Below are 17378 nucleotides of genomic sequence, written 5' to 3'. Positions count from 1 at the left end.
TCAATAAGCAGCCTGACTTAAAAGTCGGTCGTCTCAACGACGGCGCGGTTCACTGGGGCAGGTCTCGTTCCGCCAGTGTGCGAGTGATCTCGTCCCATTGGGAGCTCGCGATCAATTGGTGGTGCCGGCGCAAGGCGGTCTGTCATGACCCGAACTCTGCCGGGAGCTTGCGTCAAGTGATGCCAGTGCGGGTGTTGTAGAAAGCCGCGTCGACGATCGTGCGACGTCAGCGCGTGGCCGCCCGCGGCGAGGGCCATCTTCTGTGTGAACGATGTGCTCGATCCAGCTCCATTGCTCATCTGTGAGTCGTTGATAGCCGGGCTGGAGGCTCTCGATGTCTCTGCCGTCGTCACTATCCTTTGCCTGGTCATCGATCGGCACGGCTTTGACCACGCCGCGGATGACGGCGCATTCGGTGCATTGAACGGTTGGTTCAACGTAGCGAGGGGAATGCCCGGCCAGGGTCTCGACATGCTGGCAGGTCAGTTCCACTCGCCAGGTGGCGCTGCGGTCAATGTGCAATGAGGGTGGGTATAGGAGCTGTTGGAGCTCATCGAGTTGAGCCGGCGAAAGTAGCGGGAATGGGCAGCACAGGTGGCAGTGCTCCACCCTGCTGTTCTTGAGACGCCAGACGCCCATGCTGCATCCCGCGTGCTCGGCGCGGAACTGGGCATTGTCGGCGTCGATCAGTGCAAGGCCTCTTCATCAGTACCCAGGGCTGGCTCACCGAGAAGGGCGCGCCCACATGCGCGACAGGGTTCGCCGGCTGCATAGGCGTCATACGGAAGCTGGAGGTCGTCGCCTGCCCGCTCCCTCCGCTTCGCCTCGTCTGCTTGGGCCCACGATTCTGAGAGCAGCGCCCTGCTCCGTGGTGTGTGCAGGACGCGGGGGAGAGCTGTCGAGCTCCCGTCGGGGATCTGCTGCGATTCGAACATCGACACGCTCTCCTTCGAGGCCGGATGCGGCTCAGCGCGAGTCGCGCGACCCTGTCTCGGCCGCTACCGGAAGCGATAACTTCCTGGAAGTCATGACTACCAGATCTGAGGCTGGTTGTGTGACAGAACCGCTGAAGAAGGTGCTCGGAGCGCAGGTGCGCGATCTGCGCCTTGCGCGCCATCTGTCGCAGGAGGGCCTCGCTGAGGAGCTCGGTGTCTCGACTCGGTACCTCGCTGGCATCGAGCGTGGAGAACGCAACCTCACCCTGGATTCCGTCGACGCCTTGGCCGAGCAACTGGGCGTCGAGGCGCACGCTCTAATCGTTCGCCGGTGATGTCCGCTGCGTGAGTTGGTCTTGGCTGGCGGACGGGATGAGCATCGTGGAAGCCTGACCCGGGCGGGCAAGACTTCGTTCGAGCTGAGATAGTGACAGTGGTGCCGTCTACCTTCAGCATTGGTTGGGCGGCATCACGAGTGCCAGTCTCGTCGCACTGCCGCTCGGCAGGTTGTCTAGTCACAAGTGAAGGATCCCCGTGCCACACAGCTCCATCAACCACTCTCGAATTGTGGCGCTCATCTGGAACATCGCTGACGATGTCCTCCGCGACCTCTATGTCCGGGGCAAGTACCGCGACGTGATCCTTCCCTTCACGGTTCTGCGTCGCCTGGACAGCGTCCTCGGCCCGACGCGCGATGCAGTGGTGGCGATGAAGAAGATGCTGGATGAGGCTGGGGTTGCCGACCAGGACGCACCGCTGCGTGATGCGGCCAAGCAGGACTTCTACAACACGTCTGGTTTCTCGCTGCAGGATTTGCGGCACATCTCGAACTCCACACGGCTGCGGCAGAACTTCGAGGCGTACCTTGATGGCTTCTCGCCCAACGTGCAGGAGATCATCGACAACTTCGAGTTCCGTAACCAGCTACCTCGGCTCACGAAGGCTGACGCGCTCGGTGCGTTGATCGAGAAGTTCCTCGCGCCGGATCTGGATCTCTCCCCGGCAGGGATGGACAACCATGGGATGGGTACGGTCTTCGAAGAGCTGGTGCGCCGCTTCAACGAGGAGAACAACGAAGAGGCCGGCGAGCACTGGACACCGCGCGACGCTGTCCGACTCATGACCCGGCTGATGTTTGAACCGATTGCTGACGCGATCCCGTCGGGTACCTATCGGCTCTACGACGGTGCGATGGGCACCGGTGGCATGCTCACCGTCGCCGAGGAGACCCTGAAGCACCTCACGGAGTCGTCTGGCAAGAAGGTCTCCACGCATCTGTATGGGCAGGAGATCAACGCCGAGACGTATGCGATCGCGAAGGCCGACCTGATCCTCAAGGGCGACGGCAAGGCGGCCGACAACATCGTCGGTGGTCCCGAGTACTCCACACTATCGAATGACGCCTTCGCAGGGCAGGAGTTCGACTTCATGCTCTCCAACCCGCCGTATGGCAAGAGTTGGAAGACTGACCAGGACCGCCTCGGTGGCGCGAAGAAGATCATCGACCCGCGATTCATCGTCAATCACGACAATGACCGCGAGTACTCGCTCGTGACGCGCAGCAGCGACGGACAACTGATGTTCCTCGCGAATCTGATCTCGAAGATGAAGCAGGGCACCAAGCTCGGCTCTCGGATCGCATCGGTGCACAACGGCTCCTCGCTGTTCACCGGTGACGCTGGCCAGGGCGAGAGCAACATTCGTCGATGGATCATCGAGAACGACTGGCTCGAAGCGATCGTCGCGCTGCCGCTGAAGATGTTCTACAACACCGGCATCGCCACGTACGTGTGGGTGCTCTCCAACCGCAAGGAAGATCGCCGCAAGGGCAAGGTCCAGCTCATCGACGCCACCGACTGGTTCACGCCATTGCGCAAAAACCTGGGCGAGAAGGGCGTCGAGGTCAGCTCGACTGACGCCGACAAGGTCCTCGAGGCGTTCAAGGCGTTCGACGAGTACGAAGACACCGACCACTCGAAGGTATTCGACGGTGTGGACTTCGGATACCACAAGATCACCGTCGAACGGCCCTTGCGCATCGCCGGTGTCGACCCACACCGTGTCTACACCGCGAAGGAGATCAAGCAGCTGAAAAAGGACGGCGTGCGCGACGAAAGTGCACCGTCTCTCATCCGCAAGGCACTGCCGTACGCCGCGACACCCGATCCGCTGCACGGGAGGTACGAAGCCGTCATCGACGGCCGCGCCCGCGTCGTCGAGTACGAGCCTGACACCGAGTTGCGCGACACCGAGCAAGTACCGCTCACCGAGCCCGCGGGTGACTATGCCGACGGCATCGAAGCGTTTTTTCATCGCGAAGTCGAGCCATACGCCCCTGACGCCTGGATCGACGACTCGAAGACGAAGATCGGCTACGAGATCTCGTTCACTCGTCATTTCTACAAGCCCGTGCCAATGCGCACACTTGCCGAGATCCAGGCAGACATCCGTGCTCTCGAGGCGGAGACTGAGGACCTGATCGCTGAGATCGCAGGTGAGGACTGATGGCAGTGTCATTGTTTTCTCCTCCGCGGGTGGATAGATCGGCGGATGCATGGGAAACCCGATCTCTTCGGTCGCTCCTGACTCCCCGCAGCGAAAGGGACAGGCCTGATCTTCCACTCCTGACCGTCGCTCGTGAACGCGGCGTATTCGTCCGAGCGGATGAAGATGCAAATCACAATGCGATCCCTGACGATCTTAGTAACTACAAAGTTGCACGGTCGGGAGACTTAGTCATAAACAAGATGAAGGCCTGGCAGGGCTCATTGGGGCTCGCCCCGGTCGACGGCATAGTTAGTCCTGCTTACTTCGTGTTTGAAGCCGACTTCGAAGTACCGCGTTTCGGTGAGTATCTTTTGCGAAGCAAGCCCTATGTGGCAAAATTCGGTGCAGCGTCGGACGGCGTGCGGATCGGCCAGTGGGATCTCGACATTTCTCGCATGCGAAACATCGAAGTGTCGCTACCGCAGGCGGATGAGCAGGCGGCGATTGTGAAGTACCTCGCCCACGCGAACGCCCGCATCGACAAGGCCATCTCCGCCAAGCGGGCTCTTCGACTTTGAGCGTGGTGCTGGGTGTTCACGCCGCGATCGGTCGGGGCGCATAGCCAATGATGCGGCATCTGTAGTTTCGGTGGTTGCGGTACCCGCGCCCGACCCTCTTGATCGTCTTGGCGGTCAGGTTCGCCGCCTCGGTGCGAGCGTTCGTGACCCTGGTTCGGCAGAAGGTGAGCAGCTCACGACGCCAGGCGCGCAGCGTGCGGAACAGCGCGGCCGGCTCGGGCAGGCGGGTGGCTCGCACGGCACGCTCGAGGCCGGCCCAGTGCCGCTGGAACGAAGACGTGTCGGTGGCGGTGAGGACCTGGCGGACGTGTTCCTTGATGCCCCACGCCACAGCCAGCTCGACGTCCTCGGCCAGGATCTCCTGCAGCTTGGTGCGCTGGCGGACGGTGAGCCGGTCGCCGGCGCAGGTGAGCAGCTTGCGGTACTTCCACGGGGTGTCGGTAGCGCGGCCGCGGCGCTCGTGCAGCTCCCACACCCGGCGCCTCCTCACCTTGGTGATCATCTCGTTGGCCAGGCGCACGACGTGCCAGTGGTCCACGCTGACCTTCGCCCGCGGTAGTGCCTTGCGGATCGCGGCGCGGAACTCACTGGACATGTCCAGGGCGACGACCTGCACGCGTCGGCGCCACCACCGCGGCCGCGCTGCGAGCCAGGAGGTGACGACCTTGCCGCGGCGCCCGTCGACGACGTCCAGGATCGCGCCGTCGTCGAGGTCGGTGAACACGATGGACCACGGCTCGACCCGCTTCACCGCGTGGGTGTCCGGGTCGCGCAGGTAGCGCACGGTGCGGAACCGGTGCTCATCGATCCCCAGGTGCCGCACGTGCCGGCGGTCCACGCCGGTGTCCAGGTCCAGGGTGGTGGTGAGCATCCGCATCACCGTGGGCCAGGACAGGTGCGCCTCGTGCGCGACCCGGGACACCGCCCGCGGCTCGGCCCGGCAGGCGGATATCACCTGCTCGGTCAGCCGGGTCGTGACCCTCGCCCGCGCGGGCAGCTGCTCGGTCTCCTCGGTGAACGACCGCCGCGGGCACAACGACTCACGGCAGGCGTAGCGGCGCTTGCGCACGAGCACGTCGAGCCGCTCACCCCCGCACGGCACGTCCTTCACGCGCTGGGTAGGTCTTGCCTGGATCCGCGAGGACAGCACCCCGCAGGAGGGGCAGGCGCCCTCGCTCGTGGTCGTCTCGATCAGCACCTGCCGCGGTTGCTCAACGTCGACGCCAGGGGTGGCCGAGACGACTCGGTAACCGGACAGGTTGAACAGGATCGACGCCGCATCGACGTCGAACGTAGGCTTGTGCACGCTCGCGGTCCTCGCTCATGAGATGTCTAGACAACACCCATGCTGGCGTAGGGCCGCGAGCCCTACGTCAGGGCCCCACCACGCTCAAAGTCGAAGAGCCGCCAAGCGTGGGCTAATTGCTCTTCTCGAGGAGAGGAAGCAAGCAGTAACCGCCGAAACTTTCAGGAATCTCGATGCCCCCAGTCGTGAATTGCGACACGTGTTGCATAGGATCGTGGATTGCGAGCATAAGACCGCCCCGTACGTCGAAGGCGGCGAGTTCTGGATTCTTCGCACTTCCTCGGTGAAGCGCGGAGAAATTGATTGGTCTGGGGCGTACACGACGGGTGCAAGTTCATATAAGGCCTGGACCCAGCGAGCGGTGCCCGACCCCGGTGACGTAATCTTTACACGAGAGGCACCGGTTGGTGAGGCGGCCGTGATTCCTCCCGGCCGTAAGGTTGCACTTGGGCAGCGAACTGTCCTAATGAAGCTCCGCAACGAAATTATGTGCCCGCAGTTCCTTGTTCATCAGATCTAAGGCGGGTTGCCTCGGGAGCGAATTGCACTCGCGACCCAGGGGTCCACTGTCGGGCATTTCAACATGGACGACATCGGCTGGATGCGAGTGGCAGTCCCTGAACTCGACGTCCAGAGGCGAGTTGTTGCCCAGATTGAAGAAGTCCGCCGCAATTCTGACGAAGCCGCCAGAAAAGCTCGAAATGAGATGATTCTGCTACAAGAGTTTCGAGCCCGCCTGGTCGCTGATGTCGTGACGGGCCAGGTTGACGTCCGTGCGATCGCCGCGTCGTTGCCTGACGGCTTGGACCAGTACGTCGATCTGGACTTCATGTTGGATGATGACGTTGCGGACGTACTGGGCGAAGGCGAGGAGTGAGCATGCGACGTCTCAATGAAGAGAGCCTGGAGGCGCTCATCGTCGACCAGATGGTCGACGGCGGATGGGCCGAGGGCGCGCCTGCCGACTATGTCGCGTCCTACGGGCTCGATCTCGGCCAGTTCAGCGAGTTCATCGATGCGACCCAGCCCGGCCTCGTTGAGCCACTTGGACTGACGTCGGACACGCCCACAGCTCATAAGTTCCTTGCGCGGCTCCAGGGGGAGATCACGCGCCGTGGCGTCGTGCACATGTTGCGCAACGGCATCGACCACCTCGGTCTGCATGTAGATCTCTACTATCCGGCGCCCGATGCGGCGAACCCGAAGGCTGCCGCTCTCTTCGAGGCGAACCGATTTGTGGTCACACGACAGGTGCATTACAGCGTGAGCAACACTGGCGACGCTGTCGACCTGGTCGTGTTCGTCAACGGGCTGCCGGTGTTCACGTTTGAGCTGAAGAACAACTTCACGAACCAGACGGTCGAGGACGCGGTTCAGCAGTATCAGCGCGACCGGGACCCCCGTGAGCCGCTGTTCGCGTTCGGCCGGACCATCGCTCACTTCGCCCTCGACGACCAGCGAGCCCGATTCTGCACCCAGCTCAAAGGCGCTTCCTCCTGGTTTCTGCCCTTCGACCAGGGCTTCAAGGACGGGGCCGGCAACCCGCCGAACCCCGACGGCGTGATGACCGATTACCTCTGGCGGCAGGTGCTCGCTCCGCTCAGCCTCGCGGGGATCATCGAGAACTACGCACAGATCGTCGTTGAGAAGAACCAGAAGACCGGCAAGAAGGTCTCGAAGGCGATCTTCCCGCGCTACCACCAGCTCGACGTTGTCCGAAAGTTGCTCGCCGATGTCGAAGCGAACGGAGCCGGTCGCCGGTACCTGATCCAGCACTCCGCAGGCAGCGGCAAGTCGAACTCAATCGCCTGGCTGACCCACCAGCTGACCGAGACGGCCCATGAAAGTCGCATCGCTTTTGACTCGATCATCGTCGTCACGGACCGCATCATCCTCGACAACCAGCTCACACAGACCATCAAGTCATTCCTGCAGGTGGGCTCAACGGTTGTCCATGCGGATCGGTCGGGGGACCTGCGCCGCGCGATCTCGGCCGGCAAGAAGATCATCGTGACGACGGTGCAGAAGTTCCCATACATCCTGGATGACATCGGAGCGGACCATCGGGACCGCACGTTCGCCATCGTGATCGATGAGGCACACTCGTCGCAGGGGTCGAAGACATCGGCGGCAGTCTCCCGAGCTCTCGCCGGCGTCGACGACATCGAAGACGACACCGTCGAAGACCAGATCAACCGGATCATCGAGGGGAAGAAGCTGCTGCCGAACGCGAGCTACTTCGCGTTCACCGCGACGCCGAAGAACAAGACGCTCGAGATGTTCGGCGAGCCAGTACCGAACGCAGTGGGTGGCACGGGATTCCGCCCCTTCCACTCGTACACGATGAAGCAGGCGATCCAGGAGGGCTTCATCGTCGATGTCCTCGCGAACTACACCCCCGTCGGCAGCTACTACAAGCTGATGAAGACCGTCGAGGACGACCCCGAGTTCGACGCGAAGCGTGCATCGAAGAAGCTCCGCGCGTACGTCGAGGGCAACGCACACGCCATTGCGCAGAAGTCCGACATCATGGTCGAGCACTTCCTCGGCCAGGTAGTGGCGAAGCGCAAGATCGATGGGCAGGCCCGGGCCATGGTGGTGACTTCGTCGATTGCGCGATGCATCGAGTACTTCCACGCGATCCGTGATGCACTCGCTGCGCGCAAGAGTCCGTATCGAGCAGTCGTCGCCTTCTCCGGGGAGCACGAGTACAAGGGAATGAAGGTGACCGAGGCCAGCCTGAACGGCTTCCCGTCCAACGCGATCGCCGCGCAGGTGAAGTCCGATCCATACCGGATCTTGGTGGTCGCCAACAAGTTCCAGACGGGATACGACGAACCGCTGCTGCACACGATGTACGTCGACAAGGCCCTTTCCGGAGTGCTGGCAGTGCAGACACTGTCGCGCCTCAACCGTGCCCATCCCGCGAAGCACGACACGTTCGTGCTCGACTTCGCCAACGACGCCGACGAGATCCAGCGTGCGTTCGAGCCGTACTACCGTACGACCGTGCTGGCCGAGGAGACCGACGCCAACAAGCTTCATGACCTGGTCAACGATCTCGACACCTTCGCCGTCTACACGACCGAGCAGATCGACGAGTTCGTGAGTCGCTACCTGGCTGGCGAGAGCCGTGACCAGCTCGACCCGCTGCTCGATGGGAGTGTCGCGGAGTACATCGAGATGCCCGACGAGGACGAGCAGGTGGCGTTCAAGGGCGGCGCAAAGGCGTTCCTGCGCACCTACAACTTCCTCTCGACTGTGCTGCCGTACGGGAGCAGCGAGTGGGAGAAGCGCTCGATCTTCCTCGACCACCTGGTGCCAAAGCTGCCCGCGCCGAAGGAGGAGGACCTCTCGGCCGGCATCCTGGAGAATATCGATCTGGAGTCGTACCGGGCCGAGAAGCTCAGCGCCATGAAGATCGTCCTTGACGATGAGGATGGCACTCTCGATCCGGTGCCAGCCGCCGGCGGTGGGCACCGCTCAGACCCAGAGCTCGAGAGGCTCTCCGCGATTGTGCGCAGCTTCAACGATCACTTCGGCAACATCGAGTGGAACGATGCGGATCGTGTGCAGCGGTTCATCACCGAAGAGATCCCGCGGCTGGTGTCCGAGGACGAGGCCTACAAGAACGCGCAGGCCAACGACGATCCAGTGAACGCCCGCGTCGAGAGCGACCGCGCACTCAGCCAGGCAATGCTGCGCCTCATCTCCGACGACACTCAGCTCTTCAAGGAGTTCCAGGACAACAGCAGCTTCAAGCAGTGGCTTGCGAACGCGGTATTCGACGCGACCTACCGTAAGAGTGCTTGAAAAGGCACACCCTCAGAGTTTCATGGCCACAGCTGCCGTGAGAATGAGAGTGGCACAGGAAGTTAGTAACGGACGCACGCGTTGCGACGGCTGCGCCATCCCGCCCGGTCGGCTTTTATGCCACGGGCGTAGCTTCCATCCAACTAAGTCCGAGGTGCTCTGTCCCTCCTGGCTCACAACTATGGAACGCCGCAGGGGAGTCGGCTCGCCTTGAGTCACGTGATGGGCGACGGACGCGGTGACTCTCGGCCTTCCTGGCCCGCCGTACTCAGGGCCCCTTCAGCTCAGAAGAGCGGCCAAGGCACGGCCGGCGTCAGCCCGCTCGGGGCAGGGAAGATCCCGTCGTCGAGCGACTGGGTACAGCGTTCGGCCAAGGCGTCGACTTCCTCGGCACCCAGCTGCTTCGCCAGCCCCCGCCCCAGCTCACCGTCGAGCCCGGCGAGAACCCGGGCGACGCCGTCGCGCTTCTTCTCGGTCGGCCCCTCGCCCAGCCATCCCCACAGGACCGTGCGCAGCTTGTCCTCCACATGGAACGTGAGCCTGTGGTCCACGCCGTGGCGGTGCCCGCCGGGCATGGCGAGGATGTGGGCGCCCTTGCGGCCGGCATTGTTGAGGATCACGTCGAACACGGCCATGCGGCGCAGCACAGGCGCGTCCTCATGGGTCAAGACCAGCTTGCACCCGTCCCCACCCTCCTCAACGTGTGAGCCCGGCGGGGGAGCAGGCCATCACCAGCCGCCCGACGTTGCGGGCGGTCGCGGTCAGGTCCTCTGCCGTGCGGCGAATCGCTGTCGCCAGGTCCTGGGGCCCGCGGCCAATGGGCATGATCGCGGTGATGCCCTCGTCGTAGAGGGTGTCCGCGTCCTGGCTCACGGAGCCGGCGAGGACGATCACCGGGATCACGCAGCCGGCTGCGCGCACGGCCTGGGCCACGCCGATCGGCACTTTCCCGGCCAAGGACTGGCCGTCGATGCGCCCCTCCCCGGTGATGACGAGGTCAGCGGTCTTCACGAGGTCGTGGAAACCCGCCGTCTCGAGGACGACGTCGATACCCGACTTCAAGGTGGCCCCGATGAAGGCGTGCAGGCCACCGGCGAGACCCCCCGCCGCTCCCGAACCGGGGAGCGCATCGATCGCGACCCCGAGGTCTCGCTCGACGATGCCCGCGAGATGGACCAGTCCGGTGTCCAGGCTCGCCACTGATGCAGGGTCCGCCCCCTTCTGGGGGCCGAACACGTGGGCTGCACCCTGCGATCCCGTGAGGGGGTTGCTGATGTCACACATCACCTCCACGTCGACGTCGCGGAGCCGGTCGCGTGCGGGGGTGGAGTCGATCCGCGCAATCCGGGTGAGGGTGTCGCCGGTCGGAACGAACTCCTCACCCGCGGCGTCGAGGAACCGGACACCGAGGGCTGCGGCAGCGCCCGTGCCGCCGTCCGTCGTGGCGCTCCCGCCAGCCCCGACGATGACTTTGCGCGCGCCAGCGGACACCGCGTCGAGGATCTGCTCGCCGACCCCGAACGTCGTCGCCCGTCCCGTGTCCTCGCGTCCGGAGGCGAGCGGGAGCCCGGCACATGAGGCTGTCTCCACCACCGCCACGTCCGGCTCGACCAGTCCGTAGTGGACGGGCACACGCTCGCCGTAGAACACCCCGCAGACGGTCGCGGATCGCAAGGCGCCCCCTGCGGCAGCCACGAAGGCCTCGACGGTGCCCTCCCCGCCGTCGGCGATGGGCACCACGAGAACCTCGGCGTCGGTGACCGACGCGAGACCCGCCGCGATCGCGGAGCCCGCCTCCCGCGACGACAGGGCCCCCTTGAACGAGTCGGGGATGACGATGATGCGCTGCACGCGTGGATCTCCTAGGTCAGGGGACGGGGTCAGATGAGGACGAGGCCGAGGACCCAGATGAACACGATGGAGGTGAGTCCCATCAGAAGCGTGACCATCGTCTGGGTGCGGTAACCCTGCGAGGGCGTCATGCCGCTGAAGTTGGTGACCACCCAGAAGTACGAGTCGTTGGCGTGGGAGACGGTCATGGCGCCGGCCGCAATGGCCATGACCACGAGCGCGCTGGCCACCGGGGTCTCGAAGCCCAATGCAGGCATCATCGGGAAGACCATGGCCGACGTAGTCGTGAGTGCGACTGTGGAGGAGCCCTGCGCGGTCTTCAGGGCGGCGGAGACGAGGAAGGGGAAGAACAGTCCGATGACCGACAACTGCGCAGCGTTGCTCTCGATGAAGGTGACGAGGTCGGTGGCGGCGATGACGCGCCCCAGCACACCGCCGGCCGCCGTGATGAACAGAATGGGGCCGACGACCCGGAGGGTCTCCTCTGTCAGGTTGTAGAACGTCTCGCCACGGCGCACGCTGAACAGCACGCCGACTGCACAGAGGGTGCCGACGGCGAGCGCGATCATCGGCGTGCCGAGGAATCGGGCGAAGTCGCCCGCGGGGCCGGTCCACTTCAGGACGGATGCGAGCGAGCCGAGAGCCATGAGCAGGATGGGGACGATGATGGGCGCGAAGGACGCAGCGGTCCCAGGCATCCGCCCGTAGGACCGGCGAAGCGCGTCGTAGGCCGCCTCGAGCTCATCCGCGTCCTCCGTGCCGGTCTCCTCGGGGGAGGTCACCCTCTTGCCGATGTAGAGGGCGTACAGGTACGCGACGAGGAGTGCGGGGATCGAGACGAGGACGCCGAGGCCGATCACCAACAGAAGGTGGTCACCGATGCCGAGGTTCTGGGCGGCTGCGATGGGCCCCGGGGTCGGCGGGATGAAGACGTGCGAGGTGTACAGGCCTGCCGCCAGGGCCACGGTCATGGCCACGGGCGACGCCCCGGTGCGACGGGCCAGGGCCTTGCGGATGGGGTTGAGAATGACGAATCCGGAGTCGCAGAACACGGGGATGGAGACCACCCAACCCATGAGCTGCATAGCCAGGACGGGGTAGCGCCTGCCGACGACCCGCACGAGCGCATCGGCGATCCTGAAGGCACCGCCGGTGCGCTCCAAGATGAGGCCGATGAGCGTGCCCAGGATGATGACGATGCCGATCGAGGTGAAGATCCCAGAGAATCCCTCCCCGATCACGTCGGCGATGCCCTTGACGGGCGCTTCCCCCTCGGCGCCGGTCGACTTCACCAGCGGGATCCCACCGATGATCCCCAAGGCGAAGGCGACGACCATGATCGAGAGGAAGGGGTGGATCTTCCATCTGGAGATCATGACGATCATCAGGGCGACGGCGAGGATGAAGACGAGCAAAAACGGTATTCCAGTCATCGGGAGTCCTTTGGGCGGCAGGGGATTCCAGCCAGACTAGGACCGATGGGACTTCAGCGGCGATGTTCTGGCGAACAGGGTTCGGCCGTCTCGATGGTCCTCAGGACAACAGACCGGCCCCGCGGGGACCTGCGTCAGGAGCGTGGATGTGGACATCTCTATCGAGAGTGCGGAGCGGATCGTCTCGGAGATCCTGCCGGAGCTGCACCATGCCCTCGCCGAACGGGCCGTCTCGCAGCCACGTGCGCGGCACGATGTCCCACCCCAGCGCCTCGACCTTCCGGCGATCACAGCACGGTTCGACCAGCTCGCATACAGCTGTGTCGTCGCGTTGCGCGATGTGTACGTAACCTCGGCCCCCGAGCAACTCAGCTACGCCGCATGGCGTGAGCCGGAAGTCATGCACGCAGGCCGCACCTACACCGACGAGGAGATCTCTTCCCTCGATGCGGGGCAGAACCCCCTGCCGGTCGAGAGCCTCACCGTCCCGATGACGCGTAGGTGACGAAGTCGTCCCGACGTCGCTGTCGTTCAACACTGGAGGTATGAGCAGATGAACACGACCACCACCGCGCCGGTCGGAGAGGTCAGCGTCCGCGTCGTCTGGGCGCGGCCGCAGGAAACCCCCGAGGAGATCGCCCGCCAGGTCGATCTGTTCATGCACGGAATGCGAGAACGTACCGGTATCTCGGTGTGGACCCTGGGGACCGAACGCACGCCGTGGCCCAAGGACCAGGCAGAACAAGCGGAACTGGTCTCGCAGATGAAGTCGACCGAAGGGCTGGCGCGGCAGGGCGATGGGGACGGTTACGCGTTCTGGGTGCGAGGCTTCACCAGTGAGGCGATGGCAGTCGCGCATGTCAGCGCGGGTCAGGATCACACGGGGGGACGCATCCCGGCCCAACGCGCTGACATCGAGGTCACCGCGGTCGACGGTGAACATATCCCGCGGGCCTTCACCGATGCTGTCGTCAGTTCAGCGGTCGAGGGGTGGGATCCCCTGATGGTTCGGCTCGGAACGATCGAAATGCAGCGTCTGGCGCGCCGCGGAAACTGGAAGATCACTCCCGGGTATCGGCTCTGGCTCGCTGACGCCGTCGGCAGAATCGATCACATCGCCGACGGGGTTCAGGCAGAGCGAGTAGAGACCGGCACCCTGCTGACCCTGCCCGACGACTGGTCCGCCCAACAGGTTGTCGATGCCACTCAGAAAACGCTCGAGCTGAACGGGCTCGACGAGCTTCCGTCATTGACGGTGCGGTCCATCTGGAAGTCGATTCCGGTCGATGAAGCGCTCGACATGCTGCAGTTCTGGGTGGACGCGAACTGGCCGATGACCGAGCGGGAAGCCGCGGAGTCGTCCAGCGAGATCGGCTGGACCCAGGACCAGGACGGCTGGGTGTCCAACGACCTCTTTGGACTGAGCTTTCCCGACATCGAGGGCATCGGACCGGCAGATGACCCCGTGAAGAGGATCCTGCTGACTCTCACCGATCACGAGAAGCACATCACCGACGACTTTGCTCGATTCATCGCCGGCCGCTTCCCCGAGTATGTCGACGGGGCCGAAAAGCTCTGGGGTAAAGGCGCATTATGTCGCGGCGAGGTTGATCGCGCCTACTTCGATCTGGAGTCACGGGGCGGTGTCATGATCGTCCGCTCGAAAGTTGTGGAGGCGCTGTACCTCACTCAACCCGAGGTCGACCTGCGGAAGGCGAACAAGGAGTGGGCCACGTGAGCCTGCAGCGGGCGGGACTGGGCTGGGAGGAGTTCACGACACAACTGGCGCGTGCCATTCGTGAACTTCCGGATCGAGGATTCCTCGCCCTCCAGGATCGTGAGCCACCCCGAGGCCGGCACCTCGTCTACCGGGAACAGGTCCACGGCGTCCTGCTCAGGATCCTGCTCCTGCCAGAGCTGCACCATGCCCTCGCCGAAGGGGCCGTCGCGCAGCCACGTGCGCGGCACGATGTCCGACCCCAGTGCCTCGGACACCAGGTGCGCGGCCGGTGAGCGTCACCAGCCTGTGCCACGAGCACCGCGAGGCAGCCGGTTCCGATCGCGAACTACAGGATGTCGGTCACAGGGATGCGCTGTGTCGGTCGGTGGCCGCCTGCAACCGTGGATCGCCCAGCAGCGCAGGGACTGGTGCAGGTACAGGTGACATACGATCTGTGGTGCTCCCACACCGCAGGGATGGATGTGCACCATGCCCGCCCCATACCCCAAAGAGTTCCGTGATGACGTCGTCCGCGTCACACTGAACCGCGAACCTGGCGCCCGGTTGAACCAGATCGCGAAGGACTTCGGCGCCAGCGAGTCCTGCCTGACGCCTCAGGCCCGTCAGAAGAGCGGCCAGGGCACGGCCGGCGTCAGCCCGCTCGGGGCAGGGAAGATCCCGTCGTCGACCAACTGGGCACAGCGTTCGGCAAGGGCTTCGCGTTCCTCGGCACTCAGCAGCTCCGCCAGCCGCTCACCCGGCTCCCCGTCAATTGCCTCCAGAACGCGCCCCACGCCGGCGCGCTCCTCCGCGCTCAGGGCGTCCCCGACCCATCCCCACAGCACCGTGCGCAGCTTGTCCGCCACATGGAACGTGAGCCCATGGTCCACCCCGTAACGGTGCCCGCCGGGCATGGCGAGGATGTGGGCGCCCTTGCGGTCGGCGTTGTTGACCACCACGTCGAACACCACCATCCGGCGCAGGGCCGCTGAGTCCTCGTGGGCCAGGACCAGCCGATCCCCGTCCTCGTCCTCGCCCTCCAGGATCGTGAGCCATCCCGCGGCCGGCACCTCGTCCGCCGGGAACAGGTCCACGGCGTCCTGCTCAGGATCCTCCTCCTGCCAGAGCTGCACCATGCCCTCCCCGAACGGCCCGTCCCGCAGCCACGTGCGCGGCACGATGTCCCACCCCAGCGCCTCGGACACCAGGTACGCCGTCACCTCCCGGCGGGCCAGGGTCCCGGCGGGGAAGTCCCAGAGCGGCGCTTCGCCCGCCACAGGCTTGTAGACCACCACCGTGTCACCGATGGCGCCCAGAAACGTGGCATTGGACGCCGTCGTGATGCGGCCGGTGAGCGTCAGCTCGCCGGTCATCAGCTCTTCGCCCACCCCATCCTCGGCGCTCATCAGGCCTCGGGGCCGCCGCAGACGTGACCGTCCGGGTCCATGGGGTGGCCGCAGTCCGAGCACATCGGGCGTCCGGCGTCCACGGCCTCCCGGGTGCGCCGCGTGAACGCGCGGGCGGCGCCGACCGGCATCCGAACCAACACCGCCTCGGACTCCGCCCCGAGGAGCTGGTCGGACTCGTCCTCGACGAGCGGGTGCACCTCTACGACAACCTGTGCCGTCGAGGGATCCCAGCCGAGGCCGATGGCGCCGACGCGGAACCGCTCCTGCACCGGCTCCAGCGGATCGTTGTCCACGAGCTCTGCGGGCGTGCCCGCCGGGACGCTGTGCGGGTTGCCCTCCAGGGCCATGAGCTCGTCGAGGATCTCGTCGATCTTCTCCGCCATGATGGCGGACTGCTGCTTCTCCAGCGCGACGCTCATCAGCCGCGCCCCGGCGCGCACCTGCAGGTAGAACGTCCGGGCACCGGGACGCCCGACGGTCCCGATCACCACCCGATCCGGCCAGTCGAACTCATGGACATGGGCAGGCGTCTCGGTCATGCGCCGATCCTAGGCGTCGGCTGCTCGCCCGCCGCGCCGGTGCCCGCGCCAGCGGACGTGTCCGCCGCCGTCGTCGGTGCGCCCGCGCCGCCGCCCACCGGGGCCTCGTCGGACGGGCCGAGCTTCGCAAGCCAGGAGAGGTCCCCGGCGTCGGTGTTCATCGCCCAGACCCGCGGGCGGCTCGGGCCGTAGCTCACGACGGACACGGATGCGGGGCCCACCTCGATCCGCTGGAACAGGTCCAGGTGCGTGCCGAGCGCATCGGCCAGGATCGACTTGATGACGTCCCCGTGGCTCACCGCCACCCACACCGCCCCCGGCCCGTGCACGGCCTCGACGGCGGCGTCGTGCCGGCGGATCGCCGCCACCGCCCGGGCCTGCATCCCCGCCATGGACTCGCCGCCCGGGAAGACGACGGCGGACGGCTGGGTCTGCACGCTCGCCCACAGGGGCTCGGTGGCCAGGTCGCTGAGCGTCCGTCCCTGCCACTGGCCGTAGTCGCATTCGGTGAGGCCATCGTCGACCAGCGAGGGCATCGCGTCCGGCTGCCGTTCGAGGATGGCGTGCGCGGTCTGCGCGCACCGCTGCAGGGGGCTGGCCACCACCGCGGCCACGGGCACGGCCGCGATCCGCTCCCCGGTGCGTGCCGCCTGCTCCCGCCCGTGCTCGTCCAGGCTGACCCCGGGGGTCCGGCCTGCCAGCAGTCCCGTCGCATTGGCCGTGGTGCGGCCGTGCCGCACGAGGAGAACCGTCGCCATGGCCTCAGCGTAGCGAGGGGATGCCCGCCTCTCGCGGACAAAGCCTCGCGGCCATGACGCAAAGGGTCAGTGACGCAACGCGAGCGCGCCTATGCCCGGCAAGGCTGACGCCCGTCTGCGGGCCTCGAACGCCCGGAGCAGGCCCTCGAGGCCTAGGACGGCGCCCTGCTGCTGGTCACCCACGACCGCCGCATGCTCGAGGCCGTCCGCCTCGACCGCCGCTGATACCCTCCCCCGGTGGTCGACCTCCTGCTCTCGGTGACGTTCGCGTGCGGCGTGGCGATCGCCGGGCTCCACGTGGTGAATCGGCGGTTCATTGCGCCGGTGTACGACGTCGTCCTCAACCTGGCCGCGTTCCTCGCCTCCGTCGCCTCCTCCGTGCTCCTGGGGCACGTGCTGCCCGCGGTGTTCGCCGCGCTGGCCGTGCTCGCCTGGCTGATCCTGGCCGTGCTCGCCTGGCTGATCCTGGCTGTCTGCACGGTGCGTGCCCGCCGCGCGGGGCACGAGCCCGCCGGCCAGCGCCCCGCCGGCGCCCGCCTCTAGGCTGGC

The 17378-nt window shown here is 65.4% G+C and carries 14 protein-coding genes and 4 pseudogenes; 9 read left to right on the top strand and 9 right to left on the bottom strand.

The window, feature by feature from the left end:
* Positions 1-264: 264 nt before the first annotated feature.
* The 4 genes from LG274_RS04655 to LG274_RS04640 all read left to right on the top strand — a co-directional run bounded on the left by LG274_RS04655 (position 265) and on the right by LG274_RS04640 (position 4000).
* Positions 265-525 carry a hypothetical protein gene (locus LG274_RS04655; protein ID WP_404465687.1) on the top strand — a complete coding sequence of 87 codons (261 nt, stop codon included), beginning with the start codon at positions 265-267 and terminating at the stop codon, positions 523-525.
* Positions 526-1054: 529 nt separating this feature from the next.
* The gene (locus LG274_RS04650) at positions 1055-1270 is read left to right on the top strand and encodes a helix-turn-helix domain-containing protein (RefSeq protein WP_404465685.1); all 216 of its coding nucleotides are present in this window, start codon (positions 1055-1057) and stop codon (positions 1268-1270) included.
* A 199-nt stretch (positions 1271-1469) separates the two neighbouring features.
* On the top strand, positions 1470-3440 hold the full coding sequence (locus tag LG274_RS04645) for an N-6 DNA methylase (RefSeq protein WP_404465683.1): 1971 nt from the start codon (positions 1470-1472) through the stop codon (positions 3438-3440).
* Positions 3441-3682: 242 nt separating this feature from the next.
* Positions 3683-4000, top strand: a complete 318-nt coding sequence (locus tag LG274_RS04640; RefSeq protein WP_404465681.1) for a restriction endonuclease subunit S — start codon at positions 3683-3685, stop codon at positions 3998-4000.
* 16 nt (positions 4001-4016) lie between these two features.
* Here LG274_RS04640 and LG274_RS04635 read toward each other — a convergent pair whose 3' ends face one another.
* Entirely contained in the window at positions 4017-5306 is a 1290-nt protein-coding gene (locus tag LG274_RS04635) for an ISL3 family transposase (protein ID WP_404464059.1), read from the bottom strand.
* 583 nt (positions 5307-5889) lie between these two features.
* Between LG274_RS04635 and LG274_RS04630 the strand changes: the two genes are divergently transcribed.
* Complete coding sequence (locus LG274_RS04630) at positions 5890-6183, top strand: restriction endonuclease subunit S (RefSeq protein WP_404465679.1); 294 nt, start codon at positions 5890-5892, stop codon at positions 6181-6183.
* Positions 6184-6185: 2 nt separating this feature from the next.
* Entirely contained in the window at positions 6186-9119 is a 2934-nt protein-coding gene (locus LG274_RS04625; protein WP_404465677.1) for a type I restriction endonuclease subunit R, read from the top strand.
* A gap of 284 nt (positions 9120-9403) precedes the next feature.
* On the opposite strand, the pseudogene LG274_RS04620 reads toward LG274_RS04625, so the two are convergent.
* The 4 genes and pseudogenes from LG274_RS04620 to LG274_RS04605 all read right to left on the bottom strand — a co-directional run.
* A pseudogene (locus LG274_RS04620) lies at positions 9404-9814 on the bottom strand (phosphatidylinositol kinase); the annotation flags it as partial.
* 1 nt (position 9815) lies between these two features.
* Complete coding sequence (locus LG274_RS04615; protein ID WP_404465675.1) at positions 9816-10970, bottom strand: glycerate kinase; 1155 nt, start codon at positions 10968-10970, stop codon at positions 9816-9818.
* A gap of 29 nt (positions 10971-10999) precedes the next feature.
* Positions 11000-12403 (bottom strand): GntP family permease, encoded by a 1404-nt coding sequence (locus tag LG274_RS04610; RefSeq protein WP_404465673.1) that lies wholly within the window; start codon positions 12401-12403, stop codon positions 11000-11002.
* A 190-nt stretch (positions 12404-12593) separates the two neighbouring features.
* A pseudogene (locus tag LG274_RS04605) lies at positions 12594-12677 on the bottom strand (phosphatidylinositol kinase); the annotation flags it as partial.
* A 279-nt stretch (positions 12678-12956) separates the two neighbouring features.
* Between LG274_RS04605 and LG274_RS04600 the strand changes: the two are divergent.
* On the top strand, positions 12957-14141 hold the full coding sequence (locus tag LG274_RS04600; protein ID WP_404465671.1) for a DUF6301 family protein: 1185 nt from the start codon (positions 12957-12959) through the stop codon (positions 14139-14141).
* An 80-nt stretch (positions 14142-14221) separates the two neighbouring features.
* Here the strand turns inward: LG274_RS04600 and LG274_RS04595 are convergent.
* The 4 genes and pseudogenes from LG274_RS04595 to LG274_RS04580 form a co-directional block, all read right to left on the bottom strand.
* Positions 14222-14419: pseudogene (locus LG274_RS04595) on the bottom strand (phosphatidylinositol kinase); the annotation flags it as partial.
* Positions 14420-14746: 327 nt separating this feature from the next.
* A complete protein-coding gene (locus tag LG274_RS04590) occupies positions 14747-15529 on the bottom strand; it encodes an SCO1664 family protein (RefSeq protein WP_404465669.1) in 783 nt (260 codons plus the stop codon).
* Positions 15529-16071 (bottom strand): DUF3090 domain-containing protein, encoded by a 543-nt coding sequence (locus LG274_RS04585; RefSeq protein WP_404465667.1) that lies wholly within the window; start codon positions 16069-16071, stop codon positions 15529-15531. Before LG274_RS04585 ends, LG274_RS04590 begins: the two co-directional genes overlap by 1 nt.
* A complete protein-coding gene (locus LG274_RS04580) occupies positions 16068-16829 on the bottom strand; it encodes a histidine phosphatase family protein (protein ID WP_404465665.1) in 762 nt (253 codons plus the stop codon). The genes LG274_RS04585 and LG274_RS04580 overlap by 4 nt, the downstream gene beginning before the upstream one ends.
* 123 nt (positions 16830-16952) lie before the next feature.
* On the opposite strand from LG274_RS04580, the pseudogene LG274_RS04575 reads away from it, so the two are divergent.
* Positions 16953-17054: pseudogene (locus LG274_RS04575) on the top strand (ABC transporter ATP-binding protein); the annotation flags it as partial.
* A 12-nt stretch (positions 17055-17066) separates the two neighbouring features.
* Positions 17067-17372 (top strand): hypothetical protein, encoded by a 306-nt coding sequence (locus tag LG274_RS04570; RefSeq protein ID WP_404465663.1) that lies wholly within the window; start codon positions 17067-17069, stop codon positions 17370-17372.
* Positions 17373-17378: the final 6 nt, after the last annotated feature.

The sequence above is a fragment of the Micrococcus antarcticus genome (assembly GCF_044872765.1).
Classification (GTDB): domain Bacteria; phylum Actinomycetota; class Actinomycetes; order Actinomycetales; family Micrococcaceae; genus Micrococcus.
Note: the sequence above shows the minus strand (reverse complement) of the source record. Positions and strands in the feature narration are given on the sequence as shown.